This window comes from Kitasatospora sp. NPDC038210, assembly GCF_055600605.1.
The window spans coordinates 93,092-117,050 of sequence record NZ_JBVJYK010000005.1; the positions used below are offsets into that span (position 1 = coordinate 93,092).

The 23,959-nt window shown below is 73.2% G+C and carries 20 protein-coding genes; 7 read left to right on the forward strand and 13 right to left on the reverse strand.

The genetic code is table 11. The annotated features are described in order from the left end of the window. The first annotated feature begins 131 nt into the window (after positions 1–131). The 3 genes from ACZ7KX_RS12075 to ACZ7KX_RS12085 are packed head-to-tail and all read left to right on the forward strand — an operon-like array spanning position 132 to position 2,963. Positions 132–1,016: a lysostaphin resistance A-like protein gene (locus ACZ7KX_RS12075; RefSeq protein WP_470326367.1), complete on the forward strand. Its 885-nt coding sequence runs from the start codon at positions 132–134 to the stop codon at positions 1,014–1,016. A 50-nt stretch (positions 1,017–1,066) separates the two neighbouring features. Then, positions 1,067–2,272, forward strand: a complete 1,206-nt coding sequence (locus tag ACZ7KX_RS12080; RefSeq protein ID WP_470326368.1) for a sensor histidine kinase — start codon at positions 1,067–1,069, stop codon at positions 2,270–2,272. Positions 2,273–2,276: 4 nt separating this feature from the next. Continuing rightward, positions 2,277–2,963, forward strand: a complete 687-nt coding sequence (locus ACZ7KX_RS12085) for a response regulator (RefSeq protein ID WP_396547718.1) — start codon at positions 2,277–2,279, stop codon at positions 2,961–2,963. A gap of 102 nt (positions 2,964–3,065) precedes the next feature. Here ACZ7KX_RS12085 and glnA read toward each other — a convergent pair whose 3' ends face one another. Beyond that, the gene (glnA, locus tag ACZ7KX_RS12090; protein WP_350522584.1) at positions 3,066–4,478 is read right to left on the reverse strand and encodes a type I glutamate--ammonia ligase; all 1,413 of its coding nucleotides are present in this window, start codon (positions 4,476–4,478) and stop codon (positions 3,066–3,068) included. Positions 4,479–4,765: 287 nt separating this feature from the next. Between glnA and ACZ7KX_RS12095 the strand changes: the two genes are divergently transcribed. Further along, positions 4,766–5,233, forward strand: coding sequence for an RDD family protein (locus tag ACZ7KX_RS12095; RefSeq protein WP_350522583.1), 468 nt, complete (start codon positions 4,766–4,768; stop codon positions 5,231–5,233). Between the two features lie 140 nt (positions 5,234–5,373). Here ACZ7KX_RS12095 and ACZ7KX_RS12100 read toward each other — a convergent pair whose 3' ends face one another. From ACZ7KX_RS12100 to ACZ7KX_RS12130, 7 genes are all read right to left on the reverse strand, one after another. Beyond that, a complete protein-coding gene (locus ACZ7KX_RS12100; RefSeq protein WP_396547717.1) occupies positions 5,374–6,072 on the reverse strand; it encodes a DUF4191 domain-containing protein in 699 nt (232 codons plus the stop codon). A gap of 176 nt (positions 6,073–6,248) precedes the next feature. Next, the gene (locus tag ACZ7KX_RS12105) at positions 6,249–6,437 is read right to left on the reverse strand and encodes an SCO2195 family GlnR-regulated protein (protein WP_470326369.1); all 189 of its coding nucleotides are present in this window, start codon (positions 6,435–6,437) and stop codon (positions 6,249–6,251) included. 176 nt (positions 6,438–6,613) lie between these two features. Further along, positions 6,614–7,567, reverse strand: a complete 954-nt coding sequence (gene lipA / locus ACZ7KX_RS12110; RefSeq protein WP_350522580.1) for a lipoyl synthase — start codon at positions 7,565–7,567, stop codon at positions 6,614–6,616. Positions 7,568–7,743: 176 nt separating this feature from the next. Beyond that, positions 7,744–8,514: a lipoyl(octanoyl) transferase LipB gene (gene lipB / locus ACZ7KX_RS12115; protein ID WP_470326675.1), complete on the reverse strand. Its 771-nt coding sequence runs from the start codon at positions 8,512–8,514 to the stop codon at positions 7,744–7,746. 183 nt (positions 8,515–8,697) lie between these two features. Then, on the reverse strand, positions 8,698–10,608 hold the full coding sequence (locus tag ACZ7KX_RS12120) for a helix-turn-helix domain-containing protein (protein WP_470326370.1): 1,911 nt from the start codon (positions 10,606–10,608) through the stop codon (positions 8,698–8,700). A 66-nt stretch (positions 10,609–10,674) separates the two neighbouring features. After that, complete coding sequence (locus ACZ7KX_RS12125; protein ID WP_470326371.1) at positions 10,675–12,042, reverse strand: MFS transporter; 1,368 nt, start codon at positions 12,040–12,042, stop codon at positions 10,675–10,677. Between the two features lie 246 nt (positions 12,043–12,288). After that, entirely contained in the window at positions 12,289–13,050 is a 762-nt protein-coding gene (locus ACZ7KX_RS12130; RefSeq protein ID WP_470326372.1) for a 3-hydroxybutyrate dehydrogenase, read from the reverse strand. A gap of 309 nt (positions 13,051–13,359) precedes the next feature. Between ACZ7KX_RS12130 and ACZ7KX_RS12135 the strand changes: the two genes are divergently transcribed. After that, entirely contained in the window at positions 13,360–15,228 is a 1,869-nt protein-coding gene (locus ACZ7KX_RS12135; protein ID WP_470326373.1) for a regulator, read from the forward strand. Positions 15,229–15,415: 187 nt separating this feature from the next. Here the strand turns inward: ACZ7KX_RS12135 and ACZ7KX_RS12140 are convergent, their stop codons facing one another. Further along, complete coding sequence (locus ACZ7KX_RS12140; protein WP_470326374.1) at positions 15,416–16,747, reverse strand: NAD(P)/FAD-dependent oxidoreductase; 1,332 nt, start codon at positions 16,745–16,747, stop codon at positions 15,416–15,418. A 357-nt stretch (positions 16,748–17,104) separates the two neighbouring features. After that, positions 17,105–18,010, reverse strand: a complete 906-nt coding sequence (locus ACZ7KX_RS12145) for a TIGR01777 family oxidoreductase (RefSeq protein WP_470326375.1) — start codon at positions 18,008–18,010, stop codon at positions 17,105–17,107. A 118-nt stretch (positions 18,011–18,128) separates the two neighbouring features. On the opposite strand from ACZ7KX_RS12145, the gene ACZ7KX_RS12150 reads away from it, so the two are divergent. Together ACZ7KX_RS12150 and ACZ7KX_RS12155 are read left to right on the forward strand one after the other, a co-directional pair. Then, positions 18,129–18,626 (forward strand): GNAT family N-acetyltransferase, encoded by a 498-nt coding sequence (locus tag ACZ7KX_RS12150; protein ID WP_350522572.1) that lies wholly within the window; start codon positions 18,129–18,131, stop codon positions 18,624–18,626. Between the two features lie 131 nt (positions 18,627–18,757). After that, the gene (locus ACZ7KX_RS12155) at positions 18,758–19,873 is read left to right on the forward strand and encodes a DUF2510 domain-containing protein (RefSeq protein WP_470326376.1); all 1,116 of its coding nucleotides are present in this window, start codon (positions 18,758–18,760) and stop codon (positions 19,871–19,873) included. Positions 19,874–19,963: 90 nt separating this feature from the next. Here the strand turns inward: ACZ7KX_RS12155 and ACZ7KX_RS12160 are convergent, their stop codons facing one another. From ACZ7KX_RS12160 to lpdA, 3 genes are all read right to left on the reverse strand, one after another. Further along, positions 19,964–20,479 (reverse strand): DUF4240 domain-containing protein, encoded by a 516-nt coding sequence (locus ACZ7KX_RS12160; protein ID WP_470326676.1) that lies wholly within the window; start codon positions 20,477–20,479, stop codon positions 19,964–19,966. A 199-nt stretch (positions 20,480–20,678) separates the two neighbouring features. Beyond that, a complete protein-coding gene (gene sucB / locus ACZ7KX_RS12165) occupies positions 20,679–22,448 on the reverse strand; it encodes a 2-oxoglutarate dehydrogenase, E2 component, dihydrolipoamide succinyltransferase (RefSeq protein WP_470326377.1) in 1,770 nt (589 codons plus the stop codon). A 78-nt stretch (positions 22,449–22,526) separates the two neighbouring features. Then, positions 22,527–23,933: a dihydrolipoyl dehydrogenase gene (gene lpdA / locus ACZ7KX_RS12170; protein WP_097238208.1), complete on the reverse strand. Its 1,407-nt coding sequence runs from the start codon at positions 23,931–23,933 to the stop codon at positions 22,527–22,529. Positions 23,934–23,959 lie beyond the last annotated feature (26 nt).

Here is a 23,959-nt window from a genome sequence, read left to right on the forward strand (position 1 = left end):
GCTTCGCCGCATCCCCCGTGCGAGCTACCGGCGCCGTCCGCCGACGGGTGATTCGCGGTCCACGCCGTCTTCCTAGCGTTGTCGGTGGCCGCCACGGGTGCGGCCGGGACGACTGGCCAGGGGAGGCCGCCATGAGCTCGACATCCACCGAGGTCCATGACGCAGGGACCGCAGAGACCGCGGGGACCGACCGCCGTTCGACCGGCGGGGGCCGGTTCGGCCGGTTCGCCCGTTCTCCGCTCGCCTGGGCGGTCACCGGCTTCGTCGGCGTCACCCTGGTCGCGGGGGTGACCGCGACCGCCCCGGGCCCGCTGCCGGCGGTGGGCGCCGCCCTCGCGCTGGGCGTGTACCGGGTGGTCATGCGTCGCCAGGCCCGCCGTGCGGCGCCGGAGGTCGCGCGGCGTGGTGCGGTACGGGAGTGGCTGCTGGGCGCGGGGATCGGCCTGGGCTTCCTGCTCTCCTCGATCCTCCTGATCACGCTGTTCGGGGGCTTCTCGTTCTCCTGGGCCGGGAACGGCGTCTCCGTGGTGGTGTCAGCGGTGATCACCATCGCCGGTGGGGCGCTGACCGAGGAGCTGACGTTCCGCGGTCTGGCGCTGCAGGCGCTGGAGCAGAGGTGGGGCGGGCGCGCGGCCGTCGCGATCACCTCGCTGTTCTTCGGCTTCGCCCACTTCTTCAACCCGGGCGCGACCGTCTGGAGCGCCCTGGCGATCGCCCTGGAGGCGGGCGTGCTGCTCGGCGTGGCCTTCCTGTGGCGGCGCAACCTCTGGTTCGTGTTCGGACTGCACTTCGCGTGGAACCTCGTCCAGCAGCTGTTCGGGATCGCGGTGTCCGGGCACGTGGTGCAGGGGCTGCTGGTCACGCATGCGCACGGCCCAGCGTGGCTGACGGGTGGCGTCTTCGGGCTGGAGGCTTCGGTGGTCCCGGTGCTGATCAGTTTCGGGCTCAGCGTTTGGATGCTGAACACGGCCCGCAAGGGCACGGGCCTCGCGCCGGTGGCGGCTGCCGCACACTGAGTGCCGGGCGCGGCGACGGAACGAAGCGGGCGGACGAAGGAGCGGGACGGGTGTCGGTGGGGAAGACCCTCTGGAGGCCGCTGGTGCGGGGGCCGCTCGGCTGGTGGCAGTCGCGCGACGGTGTCGTCGAGGACGCGGTGCTCGCGCTGGTGCTCACCGGGCTGGCGTTCGTGCCGACGCTGTCGAAGATCGGTGCGCAGATCGGTGACCTGCCCGTTCGGCCGGCCGACGCGCTGGGCGTCGTGCTGGCCTCGGCGCAGACCCTGCCGCTCGCGCTGCGCCGCCGGTCGCCGGCCCTGTGCCTCGCAGTTGTCGGCGCAGCGTTCGCGGTGGACCAGGCTCTGGGCTACCCGACGACGTTCGGCAGTCTGGGGCTCTACGTCGCCCTGTACTCGGCCGGGGCCCGCCAAACCCGCTTCCGCCGGGCGGTGGCGGGCGCGGCCAGTGCGGGTTACGTGGTGCTGGCGGTGGTGCTGCACGGCCGCGGCTCGCCTCAGGGCGTCTCGGACTACCTGGCGTTCTACGCGAGTCTGGTGGCCCTCTGGCTGGTGGGGAACTCGATGAGGAGGCGACGCATGGCGGAGGAGGAGCGGCAGCGACTGGCGGCCGAGGCGGCAACGGCCGCCGAGCGGGCCCGGATCGCCCGCGAGCTGCACGACGTGGTGACCCACCACGTCACCGCCATGGTGGTCCAGGCCGACGCCGCGCAGTTCGTCCTCGCCTCCGCGCCCGAGCGGGTTGCCGAGGGGTTGACGGCGGTCAGCGGTACGGGCCGCCGGGCGTTGTCGGAGCTGCGGCAGTTGCTCGGCGTGCTGGAGGCGACCGGCGAGTCCGCGACCGCGGACCGGGGGCCCGCGTTGGGCCGGGTGACGGACCTGGTCGAACAGGCCCGGATGGCGGGGCAGCCCGTCGAGTTCGCCGAGCACGGCGAGCGGCGACCGCAGGCCGTCGACGTGGAGCTGGCCTGTTACCGCGTGGTGCAGGAGGCCCTGACCAACGCGCTGAAGTACGCGTCCGGCCGACGGACGGTCGTCCTGGTCAGGCACGGGGCGCAGGGGGTCGAGATCGAGGTGACGACCGTCGCCCCCGAGCCCTCGGCCCCGGCCACGCCGCCCCCGGTTCCGGCGGGCGGACGTGGACTGGCGGGCCTGCGCGAACGGCTGCGCATGCTCGATGGTGAACTGGTGACCGGCCCCGGACCCGACGGCACCTTCGCGGTCCGTGCCGTGATCCCGTCCAAGCCTGTTCAGGAATGACACCATGAGCGATGCGCCGATCCGGGTGCTGGTCTGCGACGACCAGGCACTCGTCCGTACCGGGTACGTCACCATCTTCTCCGCGCAGCCCGACATGGAGGTCGTCGGCGAGGCCGGGAACGGGCACGAGGCGGTGTCGGCCGCACAGCGCCTGCACCCCGACGTCGTCGTGATGGACATCCGGATGCCCCTGCTCGACGGCATCGAGGCCACCCGGAAGCTGGCCGGCCCCGACGTGGTCGAACCGCCGAAGGTCTTGGTCGTCACCACCTTCAACGTGGATGCCTACGTCTACGACGCGTTCCGCGCCGGCGCCAGCGGCTTCCTCCTCAAGGACTCGCCGCCCGCCGAACTCGTCGCCGGCATCCGCACCGTCGCCCGCGGCGAGGCCCTCCTCGCCCCCACCGTCACCCGCCACCTCATCGGCCGGTTCGCCGAACGGCTGCGCCCGGCCGACACCGCCCGGCCGGGCAGGGAGGACCTGGTCAGGGCGCTGACCGCCCGTGAACTGGAGGTGCTCGAACTGATCGCGGAGGGCCTGTCGAACGCGGAGATCGCCGCCGCGCTCTTCATCTCCCCCGAGACGGTCAAGACCTACGTCTCGCGGATCCTCACCAAACTCGGCCTGCGTGACCGCGTCCAGGCGGTCGTCCTCGCCTACCGGGTGGGGCTGGTGACCGCCGCCGACTGAACCGCCCCGACACGCACCCGGACGACTGCCCGGCACACCGGAAGTGTGCCGGGCAGTCGTCCATGCGGGACCGGCCCGCGTTCCCGCAGGCCGGAGAGCCCTTTACAGGTCGTAGTACAGCTCGAACTCGTGCGGGTGCGGCCGGAGCGCGATCGGGGCGATCTCGTTGGTGCGCTTGAAGTCGATCCAGGTCTCGATCAGGTCCGGCGTGAAGACGTTGCCCGCGAGCAGGTACTCGTGGTCGGCCTCCAGCGCCTCCAGGACGGCCGGGAGGGAGGAGGGCACCTGCGGGACGTTGGCGTGCTCCTCGGGGGCCAGCTCGTAGAGGTCCTTGTCGACCGGCTCCAGCGGCTCGATCTTGTTGCGGATGCCGTCGAGGCCGGCCATCAGCATGGCCGAGAAGGCCAGGTACGGGTTGGAGGACGGGTCCGGCGCGCGGAATTCGATGCGCTTGGCCTTGGCGTTGGAGCCGGTGATCGGGATGCGGATCGCGGCCGAGCGGTTGCGCTGCGAGTAGACCAGGTTGACCGGGGCCTCGAAGCCCGGCACCAAGCGGTGGTAGGAGTTCACCGAGGGGTTGGTGAACGCCAGCAGCGAGGGGGCGTGCCGGAGCAGGCCGCCGATGTAGTAGCGGGCGGTGTCGGAGAGCCCGGCGTAGCCCTGCTCGTCGTAGAACAGCGGCGTGCCGTCGGTCCACAGCGACTGGTGGACGTGCATGCCCGAGCCGTTGTCGCCGAAGATCGGCTTCGGCATGAAGGTGGCGGTCTTGCCGTTCCGCCAGGCGACGTTCTTGATGATGTACTTGAACAGCATCAGGTCGTCGGCGGCGTGCAGCAGGGTGTTGAACTTGTAGTTGATCTCCGCCTGGCCGGCCGTGCCGACCTCGTGGTGCTGGCGCTCGACCTCCAGCCCGGCCCGGGCCAGTTCCAGCGACATCTCGGCGCGCAGGTCGGCGAAGTGGTCGACCGGCGGGACGGGGAAGTACCCGCCCTTGTACTTGACCTTGTAGCCGCGTGCGTCGCCCTCGGCGGCGCCGCTGTTCCAGGCGCCGGCCTCCGAGTCGATGTGGTAGAAGGACGCGTTGGCACTGGTTTCGAAGCGGACCGAGTCGAACACGTAGAACTCGGCCTCGGGCCCGAAGAACGCGGTGTCGGCGATGCCGGAGGAGGCGAGGTAGGCCTCGGCCTTCTTGGCGACGTTGCGCGGGTCGCGGCTGTAGGCCTCGCCCGTGACCGGGTCCTGGATGAAGAAGTTGATGTTGAGGTGCTTCTCGGCCCGGAAGGGGTCGAGCCGGGCTGTGGCGAGGTCCGGGACCAAGGCCATGTCGGACTCGTGGATGGCCTGGAAGCCGCGGATCGACGAGCCGTCGAACATCAGGATCTCGGACGGATCGAAGGTCGCCGCAGGTACGGAGAAGTGCTGCAAGACGCCCGGCAGGTCGCAGAACCGGACATCGACGAACTTCACGTCGTTGTCCTGGATGAACTGCTTCACTTCGGCGGCGTTGTTGAACATCCATCCTCCTCGGCGTGCGAATTGGGCTCACCCTAGGAATGGGTCGTTTCCAGTCGGTGACCCGCTCGTTTCCTCGATGTTAACCACACCCCCCGGACGGGCGGCAAAGGCGTACGGGACAGGGCAAATCACCCCGCCGACCTGGGCGCCCCTCCAGGAGTGGTCTGGACCACTTGGAAGCCCGTCCGGAAACGCCCCATGCGTCGGATTCACCCGGTCGGGGGCAGCTCCCCGTCCGGAGGGGTGCCGGTGGCAGTGCGCGCCGTCAGCCCGGTTAGTGTGGATTCGTGGACACCAGAGAAGCGTTGGGATCGTGGATCGACGGCCCCAAGGCGGCCGCCGAGAAGATGGGCGCCGACTTCGGCTACCGCGGCGAGCGCCTCGGGCTGCCGGAGGAGGGCTCGGGCTCGCTCGCCGGCCCCGGTCGGCGCATCGGCGCCCTGTTCGTGGACGCCTGGCTGATCTCCCTGATCTCGTACGGGTTGATCGCCCGCGGCGACCTCACCGAGGCCAACCTGTGGACCAGCCCGCTGTACTTCGTCGTGGTGGCCCTGCTGCTGTCCACCACCGGTACGACGGTCGGCAAGCGGCTGTTCGGCCTCCGGGTGGTCCGCCTGGACGGCGGCCGCGCGACCATCCCGCAGGTCCTGCTGCGCACCCTGCTGCTCTGCCTGGTGGTGCCCCCGCTGGTCTGGGACCGTGACACCCGGGGCCTGCACGACAAGGCGGTCGGCACCGTCGAGGTCCGGATCTAGCGCGGCCCGTCCGCCCGTCTGCCCGCCGGAACGATCTGCCCGCCGGAACAGCGGGACGTCGGAACGGCGAGACGTCGAAACGGCCCCGCCGCGGAGGTTCCGCGGCGGGGCCGTTCTCGTGTCGTAAGGGAGGGAGGGGGTCAGCGGGCCTGGCCGCCCTTGGGCATCCGGGCGCCCTTGGGCATCGGGCCCTTGGGGATCGGTGCCTTGGAGAGCAGGTCGCCCAGCGCGCGCAGCCGGTCGTTGGTCTCGGTGACCTGGGCGGCGGTGATCGCGCGGGGCAGGCGCATGAGGTGCACCTGCAGCTTCTTCAGCGGGATCTCGCCCTCGCCGTTGCCCACCACGATGTCGTGGACCGGCACGTCGCCGACCACACGGGCCATCTTCTTCTTCTCGGAGGCCAGCAGCTGGCGCACCCGGTTCGGGTTGCCCTCACCGATCAGCGCGATGCCGGCCCGGCCCACGGCGCGGTAGACCGCGTCCTGGTTGCGGGTGACCGCGACCGGGGTGGTGCTGGAGCTCCAGCCGCGCCGGATGTTGTTCAGCACCGCAGCGACCGCGCCCGGCTGCCCCTCCATCTGTCCGAACGCGGCGCGCTCGGCCCGGCGCCCGAAGACGATCGCCATGGCCAGCACGGCCACGATGAAGCCCAGGATGCCCAGGTAGACGGGGTGGTCGATCGCGAAGCCGATGGCGAGGAACACGCCGAAGGTCAGCAGGCCGACGCCGGCGATGATCAGGCCGATCTTGGTGTCGACCTTCTTGGTCATGGTGTACGCCAGACGGATCTGCTTCAGCCGCCCGGGGTTCTCGGATGTTTCCCTCGCCATAACGCTCATGGTACGTGGCACCTGTGCGGGATATCCAAGCCCGGGTACCCGTTCGTCCGAACCGTGACCCGAGTGCCCGTACGCCGTCGCGCACAGCGACGCCGGAAGCCCCGAACGTCGCCGGGGCGTCACCGCCGCGGGCTCACCGCCGCGGGCTCACCGCCGCGGGTGTCACCGCCGCGGGCTCACCGCCGTGCGGCCCGGGCCCCCGCCGTGTCCACCGCGACCGCGTCGTGGCGGCGGTCCGCCGCGTACCGGCGGTCCTCGCAGACCGCCGCCCAGGCGTTCTGGCGCGCGTGTTGCTGGCCGGGCGCCAGCAGGACGCTCTCGGCGAACCGCAGCGCCGCCCTCACCGACCGGATCCGCATCTCCATGCCGAACAGCTCCTCTCGTGGCTGATCGTGGCTGAGAAGAATCGAACGCTTGCTGAGCGTCCATCGTCCCCACCCCGTGTTACCAGCCCGTGACCAGGCAGTCAAAGCGTGGTGAACCCAGGAAGGGCGGAGCCGCAGCTCCGCCCTTCCAATGGCTCAAACCCGCCGGGAAGCGGTCAGACCGCGGCCTGCTCGCGCCGCTCCAGCGCCTGCCGGTACAGCCGGCCGGCCCGGTACGACGACCGCACCAGCGGGCCCGACATGACGCCGGCGAAGCCCAGCTCCTCGGCCTCCTGCTGGAGCTCGACGAACTCGTGCGGCTTCACCCAGCGCTCCACCGGGTGGTGGCGCAGCGAGGGGCGCAGGTACTGGGTGATGGTGATGAGCTCGCAGCCGGCGCCGACCAGGTCGGCGAGCGCCTGGCTGACCTCCTCGCGGGTCTCGCCCATGCCCAGGATCAGGTTGGACTTGGTCACCAGTCCGGCCGCGCGCGCCTGGGTGATGACGTCCAGGGAGCGCTCGTAGCGGAACGCCGGGCGGATCCGCTTGAAGATCCGCGGCACCGTCTCGACGTTGTGCGCGAGCACCTCGGGGCGGGAGGAGAAGACCTCGGCCAGCTGCTCGGGCACCGCGTTGAAGTCGGGGATGAGCAGCTCGACGCCGGTGCGGCCGGCCTCGCGGCCGGCGGTCATCGCGTGCACCTGGCGCACGGTCTCGGCGTACAGCCAGGCGCCGCCGTCCTCCAGGTCGTCGCGGGCGACGCCGGTGATGGTGGCGTAGTTGAGGTCCATGGTGACGATGGACTCGGCGACCCGGCGCGGCTCGTCGCGGTCGAACTCGGCGGGCTTGCCGGTGTCGATCTGGCAGAAGTCGCAGCGGCGGGTGCACTGGTCACCGCCGATGAGGAAGGTCGCCTCGCGGTCCTCCCAGCACTCGAAGATGTTGGGGCAGCCGGCCTCCTGGCAGACCGTGTGCAGCCCCTCCTTCTTCACCAGCGACTGCAGGGCGTTGTACTCCGGGCCCATCTTCGCGCGGGTCTTGATCCACTCGGGCTTCCGCTCGATGGGGGTCTCGCTGTTGCGGACCTCCAGGCGGAGAAGCTTCCTGCCGTCGGGCGCGACAGCGGACACGTGCGACTCCTAGAACTAGACGGGGTACCCCCAGGGTACGCCTGTGGTTGTACGGCCTTCGCCGGGCCTGCCGCCCTGCAATCGCAGGGCAACACGGCTACCGGTGAGTAGATTCCCAGTGTGCCCGGCGGTTTTCCGGCCGCCGGGCCGGGCGGGCCCGCCCGGCCCGGGCCGGGTCAGCGGCTGAGCGCGGGCTCCGGCAGCTCGGCGAAGAGCTCCGCCAGGTGCCGCTCGACCACCGGCGCCGCCTCGGCGACGGTGAGCTCCCGCTCCAGCTCGCCGGTGAGCGAGGCCACACCCGCGTCGCGGATGCCGCACGGCACGATCTTGTCGAACCAGGTCATGTCCGGGGCGCAGTTGAGCGCGAAGCCGTGCATCGTCACCCCGCGGGCGACCCGCACGCCGATGGCGGCGAGCTTGCGGTCGTCACCGCGCTGTCCGGCGTTGGAGGGCGCGTACTCGGGGCCGGCCAGTCGCGGGTCGATGCCCAGCGGCAGGCCCATCCGCAGGGTCAGCTTGCCGAGGTCCACCACCTGGGCCGGGTCGACCACGGCGTCCGGGAGGGACTCGCCCAGCACCCAGACCCCGCTGCGGCCCTCGACCCGGGTGGTCCCGACGCCGAAGTCGGCGGCGGCGCGGATCAGCGCCTCCTCCAGCCGGCGGACGTAGGCGATGACGTCGATCGGGTCGGGCAGCTTGACGATCGGGTAGCCGACCAGCTGGCCGGGGCCGTGCCAGGTGATCTCGCCGCCCCGGTTGACCTCGACCACCGGGGTGCCGTCGAGCGGCAGGTCGGCGGGGTTGGTGCGCTTGCCCATCGTGTAGACGGACTGGTGCTCCAGGAGCAGGACGGTGTCGGGGATCTCGTCCGCGACCCGCAGGGCGTGCAGCCGCTGCTGCTCCTCCCACGCTTCCTGGTAGGGCACGGTGCGCTCACCTATGCCCATGTGAACAAAACGCACGTTCTCGCTCACCGCTGCCGCTCCTTGCCAGGCGTTCGAGACCAACCTCGCCACTGTACGCCCAGCCCGACCGGGGTCGACCAGCCGCCTTGTCCCGGCCCGGCGCCCCGCCCCGCGTCCGCCCGGTGCCCCGCCCGCCATCGGCTCGGCGCCCGCCCGGTGGCCCGCTCAGGCCCCCGCGAGCAGCTGCAGGCGCAGCGCGAGCTGGAGTTCCAGCGAGCGCTCCGGGTGGTTCCAGTCCCGCCCGAGCAGCGCCTCGACCCGGTCCAGCCGCTGCACCACCGTGTTGACGTGGACGTGCAGCTCGTCCTTGGCCCGGGTGAGGCTGCCGCCGCAGTCGAAGTAGGCGCGCAGGGTGCGGACCAGCTCGGTGCCGCGCCGGGAGTCGTACGCGAGCAGCGGGCCGAGGGTCTCGCCGACGAAGCCGTCCACGTCGTGGCCGTCGCCGAGCAGCACCCCGAGGAAGCCGAGCGCACGGGCCGAGGCGCCCTCGCCGGCGCGGCCGAGCACCCGCAGCGCCCGTACGCAGCGCAGGCCCTCGGCGTACGCGGCCGCCAGCGCGGTCGGACCGGCGGACGGGCGGCCCGCGCCGACGGTGACGGGGAAGCCGGCCAGTCGGGCCAGCCGGTCGGCGGCCTGCCGGGCGGTGTCCTCGGGATCCCCGTCGGTGCCGGCCTCGACCGGGGCCAGCAGCACCACCGCCTCGCCGTGCTCGGCACTGACGCCCCGGGAGCCGAACAGGTAGCGGCGGGCCGCGCCCGCCAGCCGTCCGCGGTCGGCGCCGGTCGGCTCGGCGGGTTCAGCCACCAGCACCAGGTGCGGCCGGGCGAGGTCGACGCCGAGCCGGCGGCCGCGCGCGGTGAGTCCGGCCGGGTCGCGTTCGGGGGAGGTGAGCAGGTCGGTGAGCAGTTCGCCGCGGACCCGGTTCTCGGTCTCGGCCACCGAGCGGCGCAGCAGTAGGAGCAGCGCGGTCACCACGCTGGCGCGTTCGAAGAGGCGCCGGTCGGCGTCGTCGAGGTCGGGCCGCCCGCGCAGCACCATGGTGCCGAGCGCGTCGTGTCCGGCCAGCACCGCGCAGACCCACTGCTCGCCGTGCCGTACGGACCGTCCCTCGGTACGGGAGGCGGCGGCCGCCGCGGCCAGCTCGGCGGCGGGCGCGGTGCGTCCGGCCAGCGGCTCGCCCTCGGCGTCCAGGACCGCTATCTCCCCGCCCAGCAGGGCCGCGACGGCGGCGGCGACGTCCGGCACCTCGGCGCCGTGCAGCACCAGGTCGGTGAGCCGGTCGTGCGCCTGCTCGGCGCGCTGGACGGCGGCGGAGTGGGCCCGGACCAGCTCGTTGGCGGCGTTCAGCTCGGCGAGCGCGGCCCGGGTGTCGGCCAGCGACTTGGCGGTGTCCAGGGCGATCGCGGCGTGCGCGGCGAGCGTGCAGAGCAGCGCGACCTCGTCGGGGGAGAAGGCGCGGGGCGAGCGGTCGGCGGCGAACAGCACCCCGATGACCTGGCCGCCGAGCAGCAGCGGCACCCCGATGATCGCCACCAGGCCCTCGTCCAGGACGCCCGCGTCGATCGTGCCGGTGTGGTGGAAGCGCTCGTCGGTGCGGTAGTCGGGGGTCGCGTACGGGCGGGCGGTCTGCGCGACCAGCCCGCCCAGGCCGTCGCCGAGGCTGAGCCGCAGGGTCTGGAACAGGACGGAGACGGAGCCGTCGGTGACCCTCATGTAGGTGTCACCGGCGGCCTCGTCCGGCAGGGTCAGGTACGCGGTGTCGGTGCCGAGCAGCATCCGGGCCCGGCGGACGATCGCCTGGAGCACGGTGTCCAGCTCCCGGGAGGCGGCGAGGTCCCCGGCGGTGTCGAACAGTGCGGTCAACTCTGCTTCGCGACGCCGGTGTTGGCGCAGGGTGCGGTGGACGCGCAGGGCCTGCCAGGTGGCGTCGTCGATCTCGGCGAGGGTGCCGGCCGACGCCCCGCGGCGGCGGGCGTCGGCCAACACGTCGGCGAAGTCCTCGGTGGCGGCGCCCGAGGCGAGCAGGTCGAGCAGCCGCCGGAGTGCGGGGGCGGCGCTTTCGTGAGGGTGGTTCATGGTGCGTGCCGCCAATCGGCGTCGGTTCGTCGATTCCGGGAAATCGCGATGGTAGCGGCTCGGTCCTCAGGCCACGGCGGGCTTCCCGACCGCACCGGCGTCCGCCGACTGCGCTTCCTGGCCCGCCTGTTCGTCGATCGCGGCGAGGTCCCGTCCCCTGGTCTCCCGCCCGCAGAGCACCGCCAGCACGGTGACCGCCGCCGCGACGGCGACGTACACCGAGATCGGGGTCGAGCTGCCGTAGTCCTTCAGCAGTGCGGTGGCGATCAGCGGCGCCGGGGCGCCGGCCGCCACGGAGGCGAACTGGGCCCCGATCGAGGCGCCCGAGTAGCGCATCCGGGTGGCGAACATTTCGGAGAAGAAGGCCGCCTGGGGCGCGTACATCGCGCTGTGGAAGACCAGCCCGACGGTCACCGCGAGCACCAGCGAACCGAACGACCGGGTGTCCACCATCCCGAAGAACACGAACGCCCAGATCCCGACCCCGACCGCGCCCACCAGGTACACCGGCTTGCGCCCGACCCGGTCGGACAGCGCGCCGAACAGCGGGATCAGCGCGAACTGGACCGCGGAGCCGATCAGTACGGCGTTCAGCGCGCTCTGCTTGCCGAAGTGCGCGTGGGTGACCGCGTAGGTCAGCACGAACGTCGTCATCACGTAGTACGAGATGTTCTCCGCCATCCGCGCCCCCATGGCCACCAGCACCTCCCGCCAGTGGTTCCTCAACACGCTGACCAGCGGCGGCTGTTCGGCGGTCTGCCGGTTCTGCTGCGCCGCCAGCGCGGCCTTGAACAGTGGCGACTCGTCCACCGCGAGCCGGATCCACATCCCGACCGCGACCAGCACCGCCGACAGCAGGAACGGCACCCGCCAGCCCCACGACAGGAACGCCGCGTCCGACTGCAGCGAGGTCATCAGCGACAGCACCCCCGCCGCCAGCAGGTTCCCGGCCGGCGCCCCGCCCTGCGGCCAGGACGCCCAGAAGCCGCGCCGCCGCTGGTCCCCGTGCTCCGACACCAGCAGCACGGCCCCGCCCCACTCACCGCCGAGCGCGAACCCCTGCACCAGCCGCAACGTCGTCAGCAGCACCGGCGCCGTGACCCCGATCGAGTCGTACGTCGGCAGCAGCCCGATCGCCGTCGTCGACCCGCCCATCAGCAGCAGGCTCACCACCAGCAGCCGCTTGCGCCCCACCCGGTCCCCGAAGTGCCCGAACACCAGGGCGCCGATCGGCCGCGCCGCGAACCCGATCGCGTACGTGAGGAACGACAGCAGCGTCCCCGTCAGCGGATCGCTGTGCGGGAAGAACACCTTCCCGAACACCAGCGCCGCCGCCGTTCCGTACAAGAAGTAGTCGTACCACTCGATGGTGGTCCCGATCAGACTCGCCGCCACTACCCGAGGGAGTGAGCGGCTGGGGGCTGCTGCGGTCATGGGTCACCACTTCCAGGCCGGGGAGACGATGTCGCCACAAGGTAGGAACCCCCCGCTCCGGGGACTATGTGCCTGACCCACATAGTCCCGGGGGTTGATGTGAGTGCCACCCCCATGACCCTCGCCCCGCTTCCCGTGTCGATCGGTCCACCGGTGGGCCTCGTGGCGTCGGCCCGCGCCCCGGCGCGCGGCCGGGGCACGGGCCGACGGGGGCTCGTGCTCGTGGGGAGTTCGGCGGGGCCGGCCTCAGTGGGCCGTCCAGCCGCCGTCGACGGGGAGGCTGGCGCCGGTGATGTAGGAGGCGGTGGGCGAGCAGAGCCAGAGGGCGAGTTGGGCGACCTCGTCGGGTTCGATGAGGCGCTTCACGGCGGTGCGGTCGAGCATGATCCGCTCGACGACCTCGTCCTCGCGGATGCCGTGCGATAGCGCCTGGGCGGCGATCTGCTTCTCCACCAGGGGAGTCCGGACGTAGCCGGGGTTGATGCAGTTGCTGGTGACGCCGTGCGGGGCGCCCTCCAGGGCGACCGTCTTGCTCAGGCCCTCCAGGGCGTGCTTCGCGGTGACGTACGCGGACTTGAAGGCGCTGGCGCGCAGGCCGTGGACGGAGGAGATGTTGACGACCCGTCCCCACCCGCGCCCGTACATGTGCGGCAGGGTCCGGCGCAGGATGCGGAACGGGGCCTCGACCATCACCCGCTGGATGAGCGCGAAGCGCTCGGGCGGGAACTCGTGCACCGGGGCGACGTGCTGGAGCCCGGCGTTGTTGACCACGATGTCGGCGTCGTCCGGCAGGGCGTCCACGGCCTCGGGGTCGGCGAGGTCGGTGACGATCGCGCGCCCGCCGATCCGCTCGGCGAGCTCCGCGGCCGGGCCGGCCGAGAGGTCGACGACGTAGACCCGGGCGCCGGCCCCGGCGAAGGCCTCGGCGCAGGCCCGGCCGATGCCCGAGGCGGCCCCGGTGACCAGGGCCGTACGGCCGTCGAGCGGGCGGGCTGTAGTGGTGTCCATGGCCGAGAACGGTAGGAATCGGTTGCCCCGGCTCCCATGTGGCGGGCCGCCACAGCATCCCGTCGGGCTGTGGCGGCAACCACTACGACCCTCGATCGACGGTTCGACCCCGGAAAGCCAAACCCATGGTGACCCCGCTTCCCCACAATGGGCGCGGTTGCTTCACCCGTTCGGAGGATTGCTCGGTCAGATCCGCCCATAGCGCCCGAATGCTCGCTACATTCACGCCGATTCCCGACAGGGGGCGCCGCCCCAGGCCGCCGAAGTGCTGGTAGAGCCCGGTGCGACGTCCGAGAGGTGTTGACAGACATGCCCCAACGGCCTGCAACCGACAGCCCGGCGTACGGACCGCTCGACCCGCTCGGCCACCACCGAGGGCCGGTCGGTCGGAGCCTTCCGGACGCCCCCGACGCCCTGGCCCCGAACGCCCTCACGGGCGACACGCTGACCGCCGACGCCTCGACCGCCGACGAGCTGCGGCTGCCCGCGCAGGCCACACCCGAACGGCACGAGACCCCCGGCACCCCCGCGCGGGCCTCCGGTCACTCCGGCCCGGCCCCGCAGAACGGCCAGCTCGCCGCACTGATCGAGGAGGCCGGCTTCTCGCACGCCGGCCTGGCCCGCCGGGTCGACCAGCTCGGCCTGGAACACGGCCTCGACCTGCGCTACGACAAGACCTCGGTCACCCGCTGGCTGCGCGGGCAGCAACCCCGCGGCGCCACCCCGGCCCTGATCGCCGAGGTCTTCACCCGCCGCCTCGGCCGCCGCCTCACCGCCCAGGACCTCGGTCTGGACGCCTGCGCCCCGGTCTACGCCGGCCTGGAGTTCGCCGAGACGCCGCAGGAGGCGGTGGACATCGTGGCGAGCATGTGGCGCAAGGACAACGGCCCGCAGTCCGAGCTGCGCCGGATCGCCTTCACCCCGGCCGGCCTGGTCGTGCCCAGCCGCGACTGGCTGATCGGCCGCACCGACGAGCGCGTCGCCCGGGACGGCTCCACGCTGGCCCGCCCGGACACCGCCACCGGACCACCGGCCGCCGGCAGCGCCTCCGCCGCCATCACCGGCGCCCCGCAGAGCGCGCCCGGCTCGTCCCCGGTGGGCCCGGCACGCGGCTCCGCCGCCGGGCTCGCCGGTGCGCCCACCGCGCGCAGCACGGCCGGCACGACCGGTACCGCCCCCACCATCGGCCGGGTGCCCACCCAGAGCCGCCGCCCGCCGCTCGCCGTCGAGCCGCCGTACACCGACCCGGCCCGCGAGTCCCGCCCCGCTCTGCGGGTCGGCCGCGGCGACATCGCCGCCATCCGCGCCGTCGGCGACCTCTTCCGCGCGCTCGACCACGCCTACGGGGGCGGGCACGCCCGCCAGGCGCTGGTCCGCTACCTGGAGAGCGAGGCCGAGCCGATGCTGCGCGGCCGCTACGGCGAGCAGATCGGCCGGGCCCTGTTCGGTGCCGTCGCCGACCTGACCAGGCTGGCCGGCTGGACGTCCTTCGACATCGCCGCACACGGCCTCGCCCAGCGCTACTTCGTCCAGGCGCTGCGGCTGTCCCAGGCCGCGGGGGACCGCGCGCTCGGCGGCTACGTGCTGGTGACGATGAGCCAGCAGGCCGTCCACCTAGGCCACGGACGGGAGGCGGTCCAGCTCGCCCGCGTCGCGCAGCAGGGCGTGGGCACCTCCGTCCCGCCGGTGGTCCAGTCGCTGATGCACGCCGCCGAGGCCCGCGGGCACGGCCTGCTGGGTGACGTCCGCTCCTGCACCACCGCCCTGGTGCGCGCCGAGCGGGCCCTCGCGGCGGCCCGTACCGGCGACGAACTGCCCGCCTGGGCAAGGTACTTCGACGAAGCGCAGCTCTCCGACGAGTTCGCCCACTGCTACCGCGACCTGCAGCAGTGGCGCACCGCCGCGCAGCACGCCGAGAAGTCGCTGCGGCTGCGCTCGCCCGCCTACGCGCGCAGCCGGATCTTCTGCCGACTGGTGCTGGCCACCGCCCGGCTCGGCATGGGGGACCTCGACGAGGCCTGCACCATGGCGACCGACGCGCTGCGGGCGGCGGGGGAGATGCGCTCGGCCCGCTCCCTGGAGTACGTCCGGGACTTCCACCGCCGCCTCACCCCGTACCGCGGCAGCCCGGTCGCCCGCGCCTTCGAGGAGACGGCACGCCAGGCGGGGGTGATCTGACCGTCCGGGCCGACGTGGGGCCCGGGCCGAAGCCCGGGCCCTCCGCTTCCCGGCACGCCGCCGGTCCGTCCCCCACCCGGCGGACCGTCGGCGTGCCCGGTTCACCCCGGGAGGACAACAGCCGGCCGCCGACCGCCGACAACAGCCGTCCGCCGACGACGCCGGGCCCCGGAACCGAACGGGCTCCTCAGGCCGCCGCCTCCGCCTCCCGCACGTCGGCCGGGACGCCGAGGTCGCGCAGCACCGCCTGCGCCGCCCGCCGCCCGGAGACCAGCGCGCCCTGCACGGTGCTGGTGTCCCGGTGGTCCCCCGCGACGTACAGCCCGGCCAGCAGGCGCACCGGGCGCCGGGTGTTGTGCGGCGGCGGCATCGCGGGCAGCGCGTCCGGGACGTGCCGCACGCTGAGGAACTGCCAGCCCGTCGTGGCGGTGCCGTACAGCTCGGCGAGCCGGGCCCGGACGGCCGGTTCCAGTCCGGCCGGGCCGCCCGCGTCGAAGGCGCGTCGCCCGAGCACGGTGGTGGCGACCAGCGCCTGACCGGCCGGGGCGCAGGACGGGTGCAGCTCGCTGAGCACCAGTGAGTGCGAGACCAGCGGCGGGTGTCCGTTCGGCCGGTCGCCGTCGAGCAACAGCACGGCCTCGCCCACCGGGGCGCGGTCGGCCGCGTGGTAGAAGGTCGTGACGGGGTGGAAGGCCGGCAGCCGCAGACCGGGCAGCAGTTCGGCGGCGCAGCGGGCGTCGGTGGCGACGACGACGGCCTGGGCGCCGATCCGGCCGTGGCCGGCGGTCTCCACGCCGTCCGCGGCGATCGAGGTGACCTGCACCCCGGTGCGGACGGTGCCGGCGGGCAGGGCGGCGGCCAGTTGGGCGGGTACCGCCGCGATCCCGCCGGCGGGCAGACAGAGCCGCCCGCGCGCGTACGAGCGCAGCACCAGGTCGGCGACCCGGCTGCTGGTGCCGAGCGCCGGATCGCTGAGCAGGGCGCTGAGCAGCGGGCGCAGGAAGCCGTCGACGGTGCGCGGGGCGAGCCCGTGGCCGGCCAGCGCGCGGGCTGCGGTGGTCTCCGGCCGGGCCTGCAGCCGGCTGATCGGGGTGGTGGCGAGCCGGCCGAGCCAGCTGCCCAGCCGGGCCTTGTCCAGCGGGCTGCCGAGCGGGCCCCGGGTGGCGGCCTGGCGGGCGGCGGTGAGCTGCGGGTCCCCGGCGCGGTACCGGCGGCCGCCGCTGTGCACGAGTACGCCGGGCGCGAGCGGGCGCAGGTCGAGGCGGTCGAGGTCGAGCGCGCGGCGCAGCTCGGGGAAGGCCGTGTTCAGCAGGTGACTGCCGTCGTCGAGCCGGAATCCGTCCAGCTCGCGGGTGGCCATCCGGCCGCCGATCCGGTCGCTGCTCTCCAGGAGCCGAACGGTGAGGCCGCGGCCGGTGAGTTCGCGGGCGGCGGCCAGGCCCGCGAGGCCGGCGCCGACCACGACGACGTCCGGGTCGGACGGCCGACGGGCGCGGCGGGTGAAGTCGTACGTGGGCACTGGCGTGCTCCCTCCCTGGTCCCGGGGCTCCGGCCGACGCAGGCAGCGGGGTGCCGGGACACGGTCCGAGGAGGGTGATGCCCAGTCAGTGTGAGCGTCAGACAAGCGCATCGAGCCGGATTCGAGGGCGGGTCGGGGTTGTGCGGTGCCGGGCGGGGGCGCGGTCACGGACAGTGCGCCGTGGTGGCCGGGTTCAGGGGTCGGCGGGCGCGCACGGTCACCGGGGGCGTGCGACGCGCCCGCCGTGTGCTCCCGTGCGCCCCCTCCCGGAGCCCCGTCCGACCCCCGCTCGGCATATGCCCCTGGCCAGGGTGGATGCCGTAGCCGGGGGTACGCACGGAGCCCGGCGCGCGTACGTCACAGCGCCGCGAGCACCGCCGAGTAGACGTCCGGGTGCGTGAAGCGGAAGCCCGCGTCCGAGAGCCGCCGCGGCACCACCCGGTGGCTGCCAACCACCTCGACCGCCAGCTCGCCCAGCACGACCTTGAGCACCGCCTCCGGGACCGGGAACGGCGTCGGTCGCCGCAGCGCCCGCCCGATCGCGGCGGTCAGTTCGGCGTTGGTCGCCGGGTTCGGTGCCGTCAGGTTGAAGGCGCCGGACAGGTCGTCGTGGTCGATCAGGAAGCGCAGCGCGGCCACCTCGTCGTGCAGCGAGATGAAGCTCCAGTACTGCTGCCCGTCGCCGAGCCGCCCGCCCAGGCCCAGCTTGAACAGCGGGAACAGCCGCCCGCCCGCCCCGCCGGTCGAGGAGAGCACCATTCCGGTGCGCGGGTGGACGACCCGGATCCCGGCCCGCTCGGCGGGCCTGGCGGCGGCCTCCCACTCCAGGCAGACCTCGGCCAGGAAGTCGTCGCCGGCGGGGGAGTCCTCGTCGATAACCCGGTCGCCGGTCTGCCCGTACCAGCCGACCGCGGAGGCACTCACGAGGACCCGGGGCGGCTCCTTCATCCCGGCCAGCGCGGTGGCCAGCGTCTCGGTGCCGTAGACGCGGCTCTCCCGGATCTCCCGCTTGTAGGAGTCCGTCCAGCGGTGGTCGCCGACCCCGGCTCCGGCCAGGTGCACCACCGCCTGGACCCCGTCCAGCCCGTCCTGCTGGACCTCGCCGAGCAGCGGGTTCCAGCCGATGGCCGTGCTGCCGTCGGGCTGCGGGCCCGTCCTGGACCGGTGCCGGACCAGCCGGACCACCTCGTGGCCGTCCGCCAGCAGGGAGCGGACGAGCGCCGAACCGATCAAACCCGTGGAGCCTGTGACAGCGATGCGCATGCGCCCATCCTCGCAGTTCCCGACCGCCCGGGCCGCCCCGACCGCCCCGACGGCCCCGACCTCCCCTGCCGTCCCGAAGGCCTGTCACGTTCGCATGCGGCTCACTAGCATGACGCGCATGCCCGAAGACGATCTGATCATCCGTCCGGCGCAGCCCGAGGACGAGCGCGAACTCGCCGTCCTCAACCGCGCCGCCTGGTCCACCCTGTCCGACGTCTCCCCGGAACCGCCCGCCGCGGACACGGTGTTCGACGAGCGCCACACCCCCGAGCAGTTCCTGCTGGCCGTCCTGGACGGCCGGATCGTCGGGTACGTCCGCCAGGTCCCGCCGACCCCGCTGGCCGGCAACCGCCACGTCCGCCAGATCCAGGGCCTCGGCGTCGACGGCACGGTCCGCGGCCGGGGCATCGGCCGCCGACTGGTCGAGGCGGCCTGCGACGCGGCCCGGGCCGCGGGCGCTCGGAAGATGACCCTGCGGGTGCTCGGCTGGAACGCCCCGGCCCGCCGCCTCTACGAGAGCTGCGGCTTCGTCGTCGAGGGCTCGCTGGCCGAGGAGTTCCTGATCGACGGCTCCTACGTGGACGACATCTGGATGGCCCGCCGCCTGGCCGACTGAGCCCGGAATCCCGCAGATCGCCAGGGGCCCGAGCGGCCCGCGGAGGCGGCGGCCACGCCGTGCGGGCGCGGTGCAGAGTCGTGACACTCCCGCCCTGTCTGGACCGCCGCCACGCCGGGTACCGTACGCCCGTGAGCAACTCGACGCCTCCCGGGTGGTACCCGGTTCCGGGTGCGGACGGCACCCCCGGTCACGAGCGCTGGTGGGACGGCAACGCCTGGACCAGTGAGGTCAGGCCGCTCCAGGGCGGCACCGGACAGCTCGCCGACGCCCCGACGCAGACCTGGCCGCCCTCCGACCGCAAGCCCGGCTACGGCTATCCCGTCGGCGCCCCGGCCCCGGCCTACGGCTACCCGGGCCAGGACGGCGCCCCGACGCCCGGTTACGGCTACCCGGACCACGGCGGCCACCCCGCGGCCCACGGGCAGGACGCCTACGGGGGCCAGGGCGGCTATCCGGGCCAGGCCGGCTACCCCGCCGCCCAGGGCGCGGGCTACGGCTACCCCGGGCCGGGCTACCCGCCGCCGGTCAAGAACAAATCCGGCATGATCATCGGCATCTCGCTCACCGTGCTGGTCGTCGGCGGAATCATCGCCGGGATCATGCTCAGCGGCGGCGGCGACCCTAAGGCGGACCCGACCCCGAACCCCACCGTCACCGTCACCCAGAACAACAGCCCTTCGCCGAGCCCGACGCCGACGCGGCCCACCACCAGCCCCACGGTGCCGGCGCCCAAGCCCGCGCCGGTCCTCAAGACCACCGTGCCCGACCCGCAGCACGCGATCACCGTCCCGGTCTTCGACGGCTGGGACGCGGGGACGAACTCCGCCCACTCGACGGTCTTCCTCGGCAGCGGCCGCTACACCTGCCCGGACGGCAACTCCTGCATCCGCGGTCAGTTCTCGGTCGAGAAGGACACCGTCCAGGGCGCGACCCCCAAGGCCGCCGCCGACGCCACGATGCCCACCTACGCCGGGCAGATCTTCACCGGGATCACCACGCACACCGACGCCGGCTCCGGCTACGTCACCGTGGCCGGCGTGCTCGGCTACGCCACGCGCTGGCACGTCCGCACCTCGGACGGCACCCAGGGCTACGTCCTGCTGGCCGCCGTCCCGGCCAAGGGCGGCGGCTACGTGGTCTTCGAGGGCGGCGTGGACGACGACCCGTCCGCGCCGGACCCCTCGGTGCTGGACCGGATCCTCGACGGCGTCAAGCAGGACACCTCCTCCGGCAGCTCCACCTGAGCACCGGGCCGGCCCCGCACCGCGTGCTGCCGGGCCGGCCCTGCACGACGGGCACCCGGGCCAGCCCCCGGCCCCGTCCGACGGGCCGGATCAATCCCCGTACCGCTCCCACAACTTGGGGAAGCGCTTCGCCATGACGTCCGGGTCGTCGAAGTCCAGCGCCGCACCGGACGGCCGTCCGGGCTGCCGCCCGCCCACCTCGGGAAGCGGCAGCCCGGTCAGCCGCTCGTACGCCTCGTCGGCGGCGTAGCCGATGTCCTCGGCCTCGCCGTCCTCCTCCTCGTCGAACTCGGGCAGCAGGTCCGCCAGGTCGTCCGGCTCGGCCAGGCCGCCCTCGAAGACGTCCCGGCCCTGGGCGATCAGCCAGCAGCGGAAGTAGTCGAAGGTGTCCTCGGAGGCGCCGTCCAGCAGCAGGTAGGCCGCGCCCCACAGGTCGTAGTGGTAGGCGCGCTGGAACCGGGCCTCGAAGAGCCGGGCGAAGTCGATCACGTCGTCCGGGGTCAGGCGGACGAGCCGCTCCACCAGCCGGTCGGCCTGCTCGTCGGGATCGCCGTCGGCGTCGTCCCGGGTCTCGTCGATGATCTGCCAGAAGTCCGTCTCGTCCATCACCGCTCAAGCATCCCCGTTCGCCCGCGTCCGCGCATGCCACGACCCGGCCCGGCGCGGCTCGGGCCGAACCGGGGACGGCGGATCGGGGGCCGCGAGGAGCGGTGGACCGGGGCCGGGGACGGCGGATCGGGGCCGGCAACGGCGGAACCCCGCGCCGTCCGGGGACGGGGCGGGGTTCCGCGGGGACCGTGGAAGGTCAGAGGCCGAGCTCGACCTCGAACTCGCCGGCCTCCAGGATCTCCTTGACCGCGACCAGGTAGCGGGCGGCGTCGGCGCCGTCCACCAGGCGGTGGTCGTAGGAGAGCGACAGGTAGGTCATGTCGCGGATGCCGATGGCGGTGCCGCCGTCGGCCTCGATGACCACCGGGCGCTTGACGGTCGCGCCGATGCCCAGGATGGCGGCCTGGTTCGGCGGCACGATCACGGTGTCGAACAGCGCACCGCGCGAGCCGGTGTTGCTGATCGTGAAGGTGGCGCCGGACAGCTCGTCCGGGGTGATCTTGCTGTCGCGGACCTTGGCGGCCAGCTCGGCGGTCTTCTTCGAGATGCCGGCGATGTTGAGGTCGCCCGCACCCTTGATGACCGGGGTCATCAGACCCTTCTCGGAGTCCACCGCGATACCGATGTTCTCGGTGTCGAAGTAGGTGATGGTGCCCTCGGCCTCGTTGATCCGGGCGTTGACGACCGCGTGGGCCTTCAGCGCCTGGGCAGCGGCCTTGACGAAGAACGGCATCGGGGACAGCTTCACGCCCTCGCGGGCGAGGAAGGAGTCCTTGGCCTTGCCGCGCAGCGACATGATCTTGGTGACGTCCACCTCGACCACGCTGGTCAGCTGGGCCTGCTCGTGCAGGGCCTTCATCATGTTGTCGCCGATGACCTTGCGCATGCGGGTCATCTTGACCGTCTGGCCGCGCAGGGCGGACGGCGCGGCGGCGGCCTTCGGCGCGGCGGCCGGGGCGGCAGCGGCGACGGGGGCCGGAGCGGCCTTGGCGGCCTCCGCGGCGGCGATGACGTCCTGCTTGCGGATGCGGCCGCCGACGCCGGTGCCGGCGACGGAGGAGAGCGCGACGCCGTGCTCGGCGGCGAGCTTGCGCACCAGCGGGGTGACGTAGGCGTCACCGTTGTCGGCAGCCGGAGCGGCCGGAGCGGCCGGGGCGACCGGAGCGGCCGGAGCCGGAGCGGCGACCGGGGCCGGGGCGACCGGGGCCGGAGCGGCGACCGGGGCCGGCGCAGCGGCGACCGGAGCCGGAGCGGCCGGGGCAGCCGGAGCCGGAGCGGCGACCGGGGCCGGGGCAGCCGGGGCAGCCGGGGCCGGAGCGGCGACCGGGGCCGGAGCAGCGGCAACGGCACCCGCGGCACCGATCAGCGCCAGCTGGGCGCCGACCTCGGCGGTCTCGTCCTCGCCGACCAGGATCTTCACCAGGGTGCCGGCGACCGGCGACGGGATCTCGGTGTCGACCTTGTCGGTGGAGACCTCAAGCAGCGGCTCGTCGACCTCGACCGTCTCACCCTCGGCCTTCAGCCAGCGGGTGACGGTGCCCTCGGTGACGGACTCGCCCAGCGCGGGCAGCAGCACCGGGGTGGCGTCGGTGGCCGGAGCGGCCGGAGCGGCGGCCGGGGCGGCCGGAGCCGGAGCGGCGACCGGGGCCGGAGCGGCGGCGACCGGAGCGGGGGCGGCGGCGGGCGCGGCCTCGGCGGCCGGGGCCGGAGCGGCAGCCGGGGCGCCGGAACCGTCGTCGATGATCGCCAGCTCGGCGCCGACCTCGACGGTCTCGTCCTCGCCGACCTTGATCGAGGAGAGGATGCCGGAAGCCGGGGCCGGGATCTCGGTGTCGACCTTGTCGGTGGAGACTTCGAGCAGCGGCTCGTCGACCTCGACACGCTCACCCTCGGCCTTCAGCCAACGGGTGACGGTGCCCTCGGAAACGCTCTCGCCCAGCGCGGGCAGTGTTACTGAGACCGCCATGGTTTCAGCGACTCCTATCAAGTCTTGCGTACGGGAAGTACTTGCGGGCAAGTACCGGAAAAGGGGGGTGGGGCGCGATCAGTCGTGCGCGTGCAGCGGCTTGCCGGCCAGCGCCAGGTGCGCCTCGCCCAGGGCCTCGGACTGGGTCGGGTGCGCGTGGATGAGCTGCGCGACCTCGGCCGGCAGGGCCTCCCAGTTGTAGATCAGCTGGGCTTCGCCGACCTGCTCGCCCATGCGGGCGCCGACCATGTGGACGCCGACCACGGCGCCGTCCTTGACCTGGACGAGCTTGATCTCGCCGGCGGTCTTCAGGATCTTGCTCTTGCCGTTGCCGGCCAGGTTGTACTTGAGGGTGACGACCTTCTCCTTGCCGTACAGCTCGACGGCCTTGGCCTCGGAGATGCCGACGGAGGCCACCTCGGGGTTGGAGTAGGTCACGCGCGGGACGCCGTCGTAGTCGATCGGCACCGGCTTGAGGCCGGCCAGGCGCTCGGCGACCAGGATGCCCTCGGCGAAGCCGACGTGGGCCAGCTGCAGGGTCGGGGCGAGGTCACCGACGGCGGAGATGGTGGGCACGTTGGTGCGCATGTACTCGTCGACCAGGACGTAGCCGCGGTCCATCGCGACGCCGTTCTCCTCGTAGCCGAGGCCGGCCGAGACCGGGCCGCGGCCGATGGCGACGAGCAGCAGGTCGGCGTCGATCTGCTTGCCGTTCTCGGTGGAGACGCGGACACCGGTCTCGGTGTACTCGACGCCCGAGAAGCGGGCCTTCAGCTCGAACTTGATGCCGCGCTTGCGGAAGGCGCGCTCCAGCAGCTTGGAGGAGTTCTCGTCCTCCAGCGGGACGAGGTGCGGCAGCGCCTCGACGATGGTGACCTCGACGCCGAAGGACTTCCAGACGGAGGCGAACTCGACGCCGATCACGCCGCCGCCGAGGATGACGGCCGACTTCGGGATGCGGTCGAGCTTGAGGGCGTGGTCCGAGGAGATCACGCGGTTGCCGTCGATCTCCAGGCCCGGGATCGAGCGCGGCACGGAACCGGTGGCCAGGACGATGTGGCGGCCTTCGATGCGCTGGCCGTTGACGTCAACCGAGGTCTGCGAGGAGAGCTTGCCCTCGCCCTGGATGAAGGTGACCTTGCGGGACGCCACCAGGCCCTGCAGACCCTTGTACAGGCCGGCGATGACGTCGTCCTTGTACTTGTGGACGCCGTTGATGTCGATGCCCTGGAAGGTGGCCAGAACGCCGAACTCGGCGGCCTCCTTCGTCTCGTCCGCGATCTCTGCGGCGTGCAGCAGCGCCTTGGTCGGGATGCAGCCGCGGTGCAGGCAGGTGCCGCCCAGCTCACCCTTCTCGACCAGGGCAACGCTCAGGCCCAGCTGAGCGGCGCGGAGCGCCGCGGCGTAACCGCCGCTTCCGCCTCCGAGAATGACTACGTCGAAAACGGTGCTGGCGTCGTTCGCCACGTCACGTCCTCCATGCAATGGGTGGGTCGCCGGGCCGGTACGGT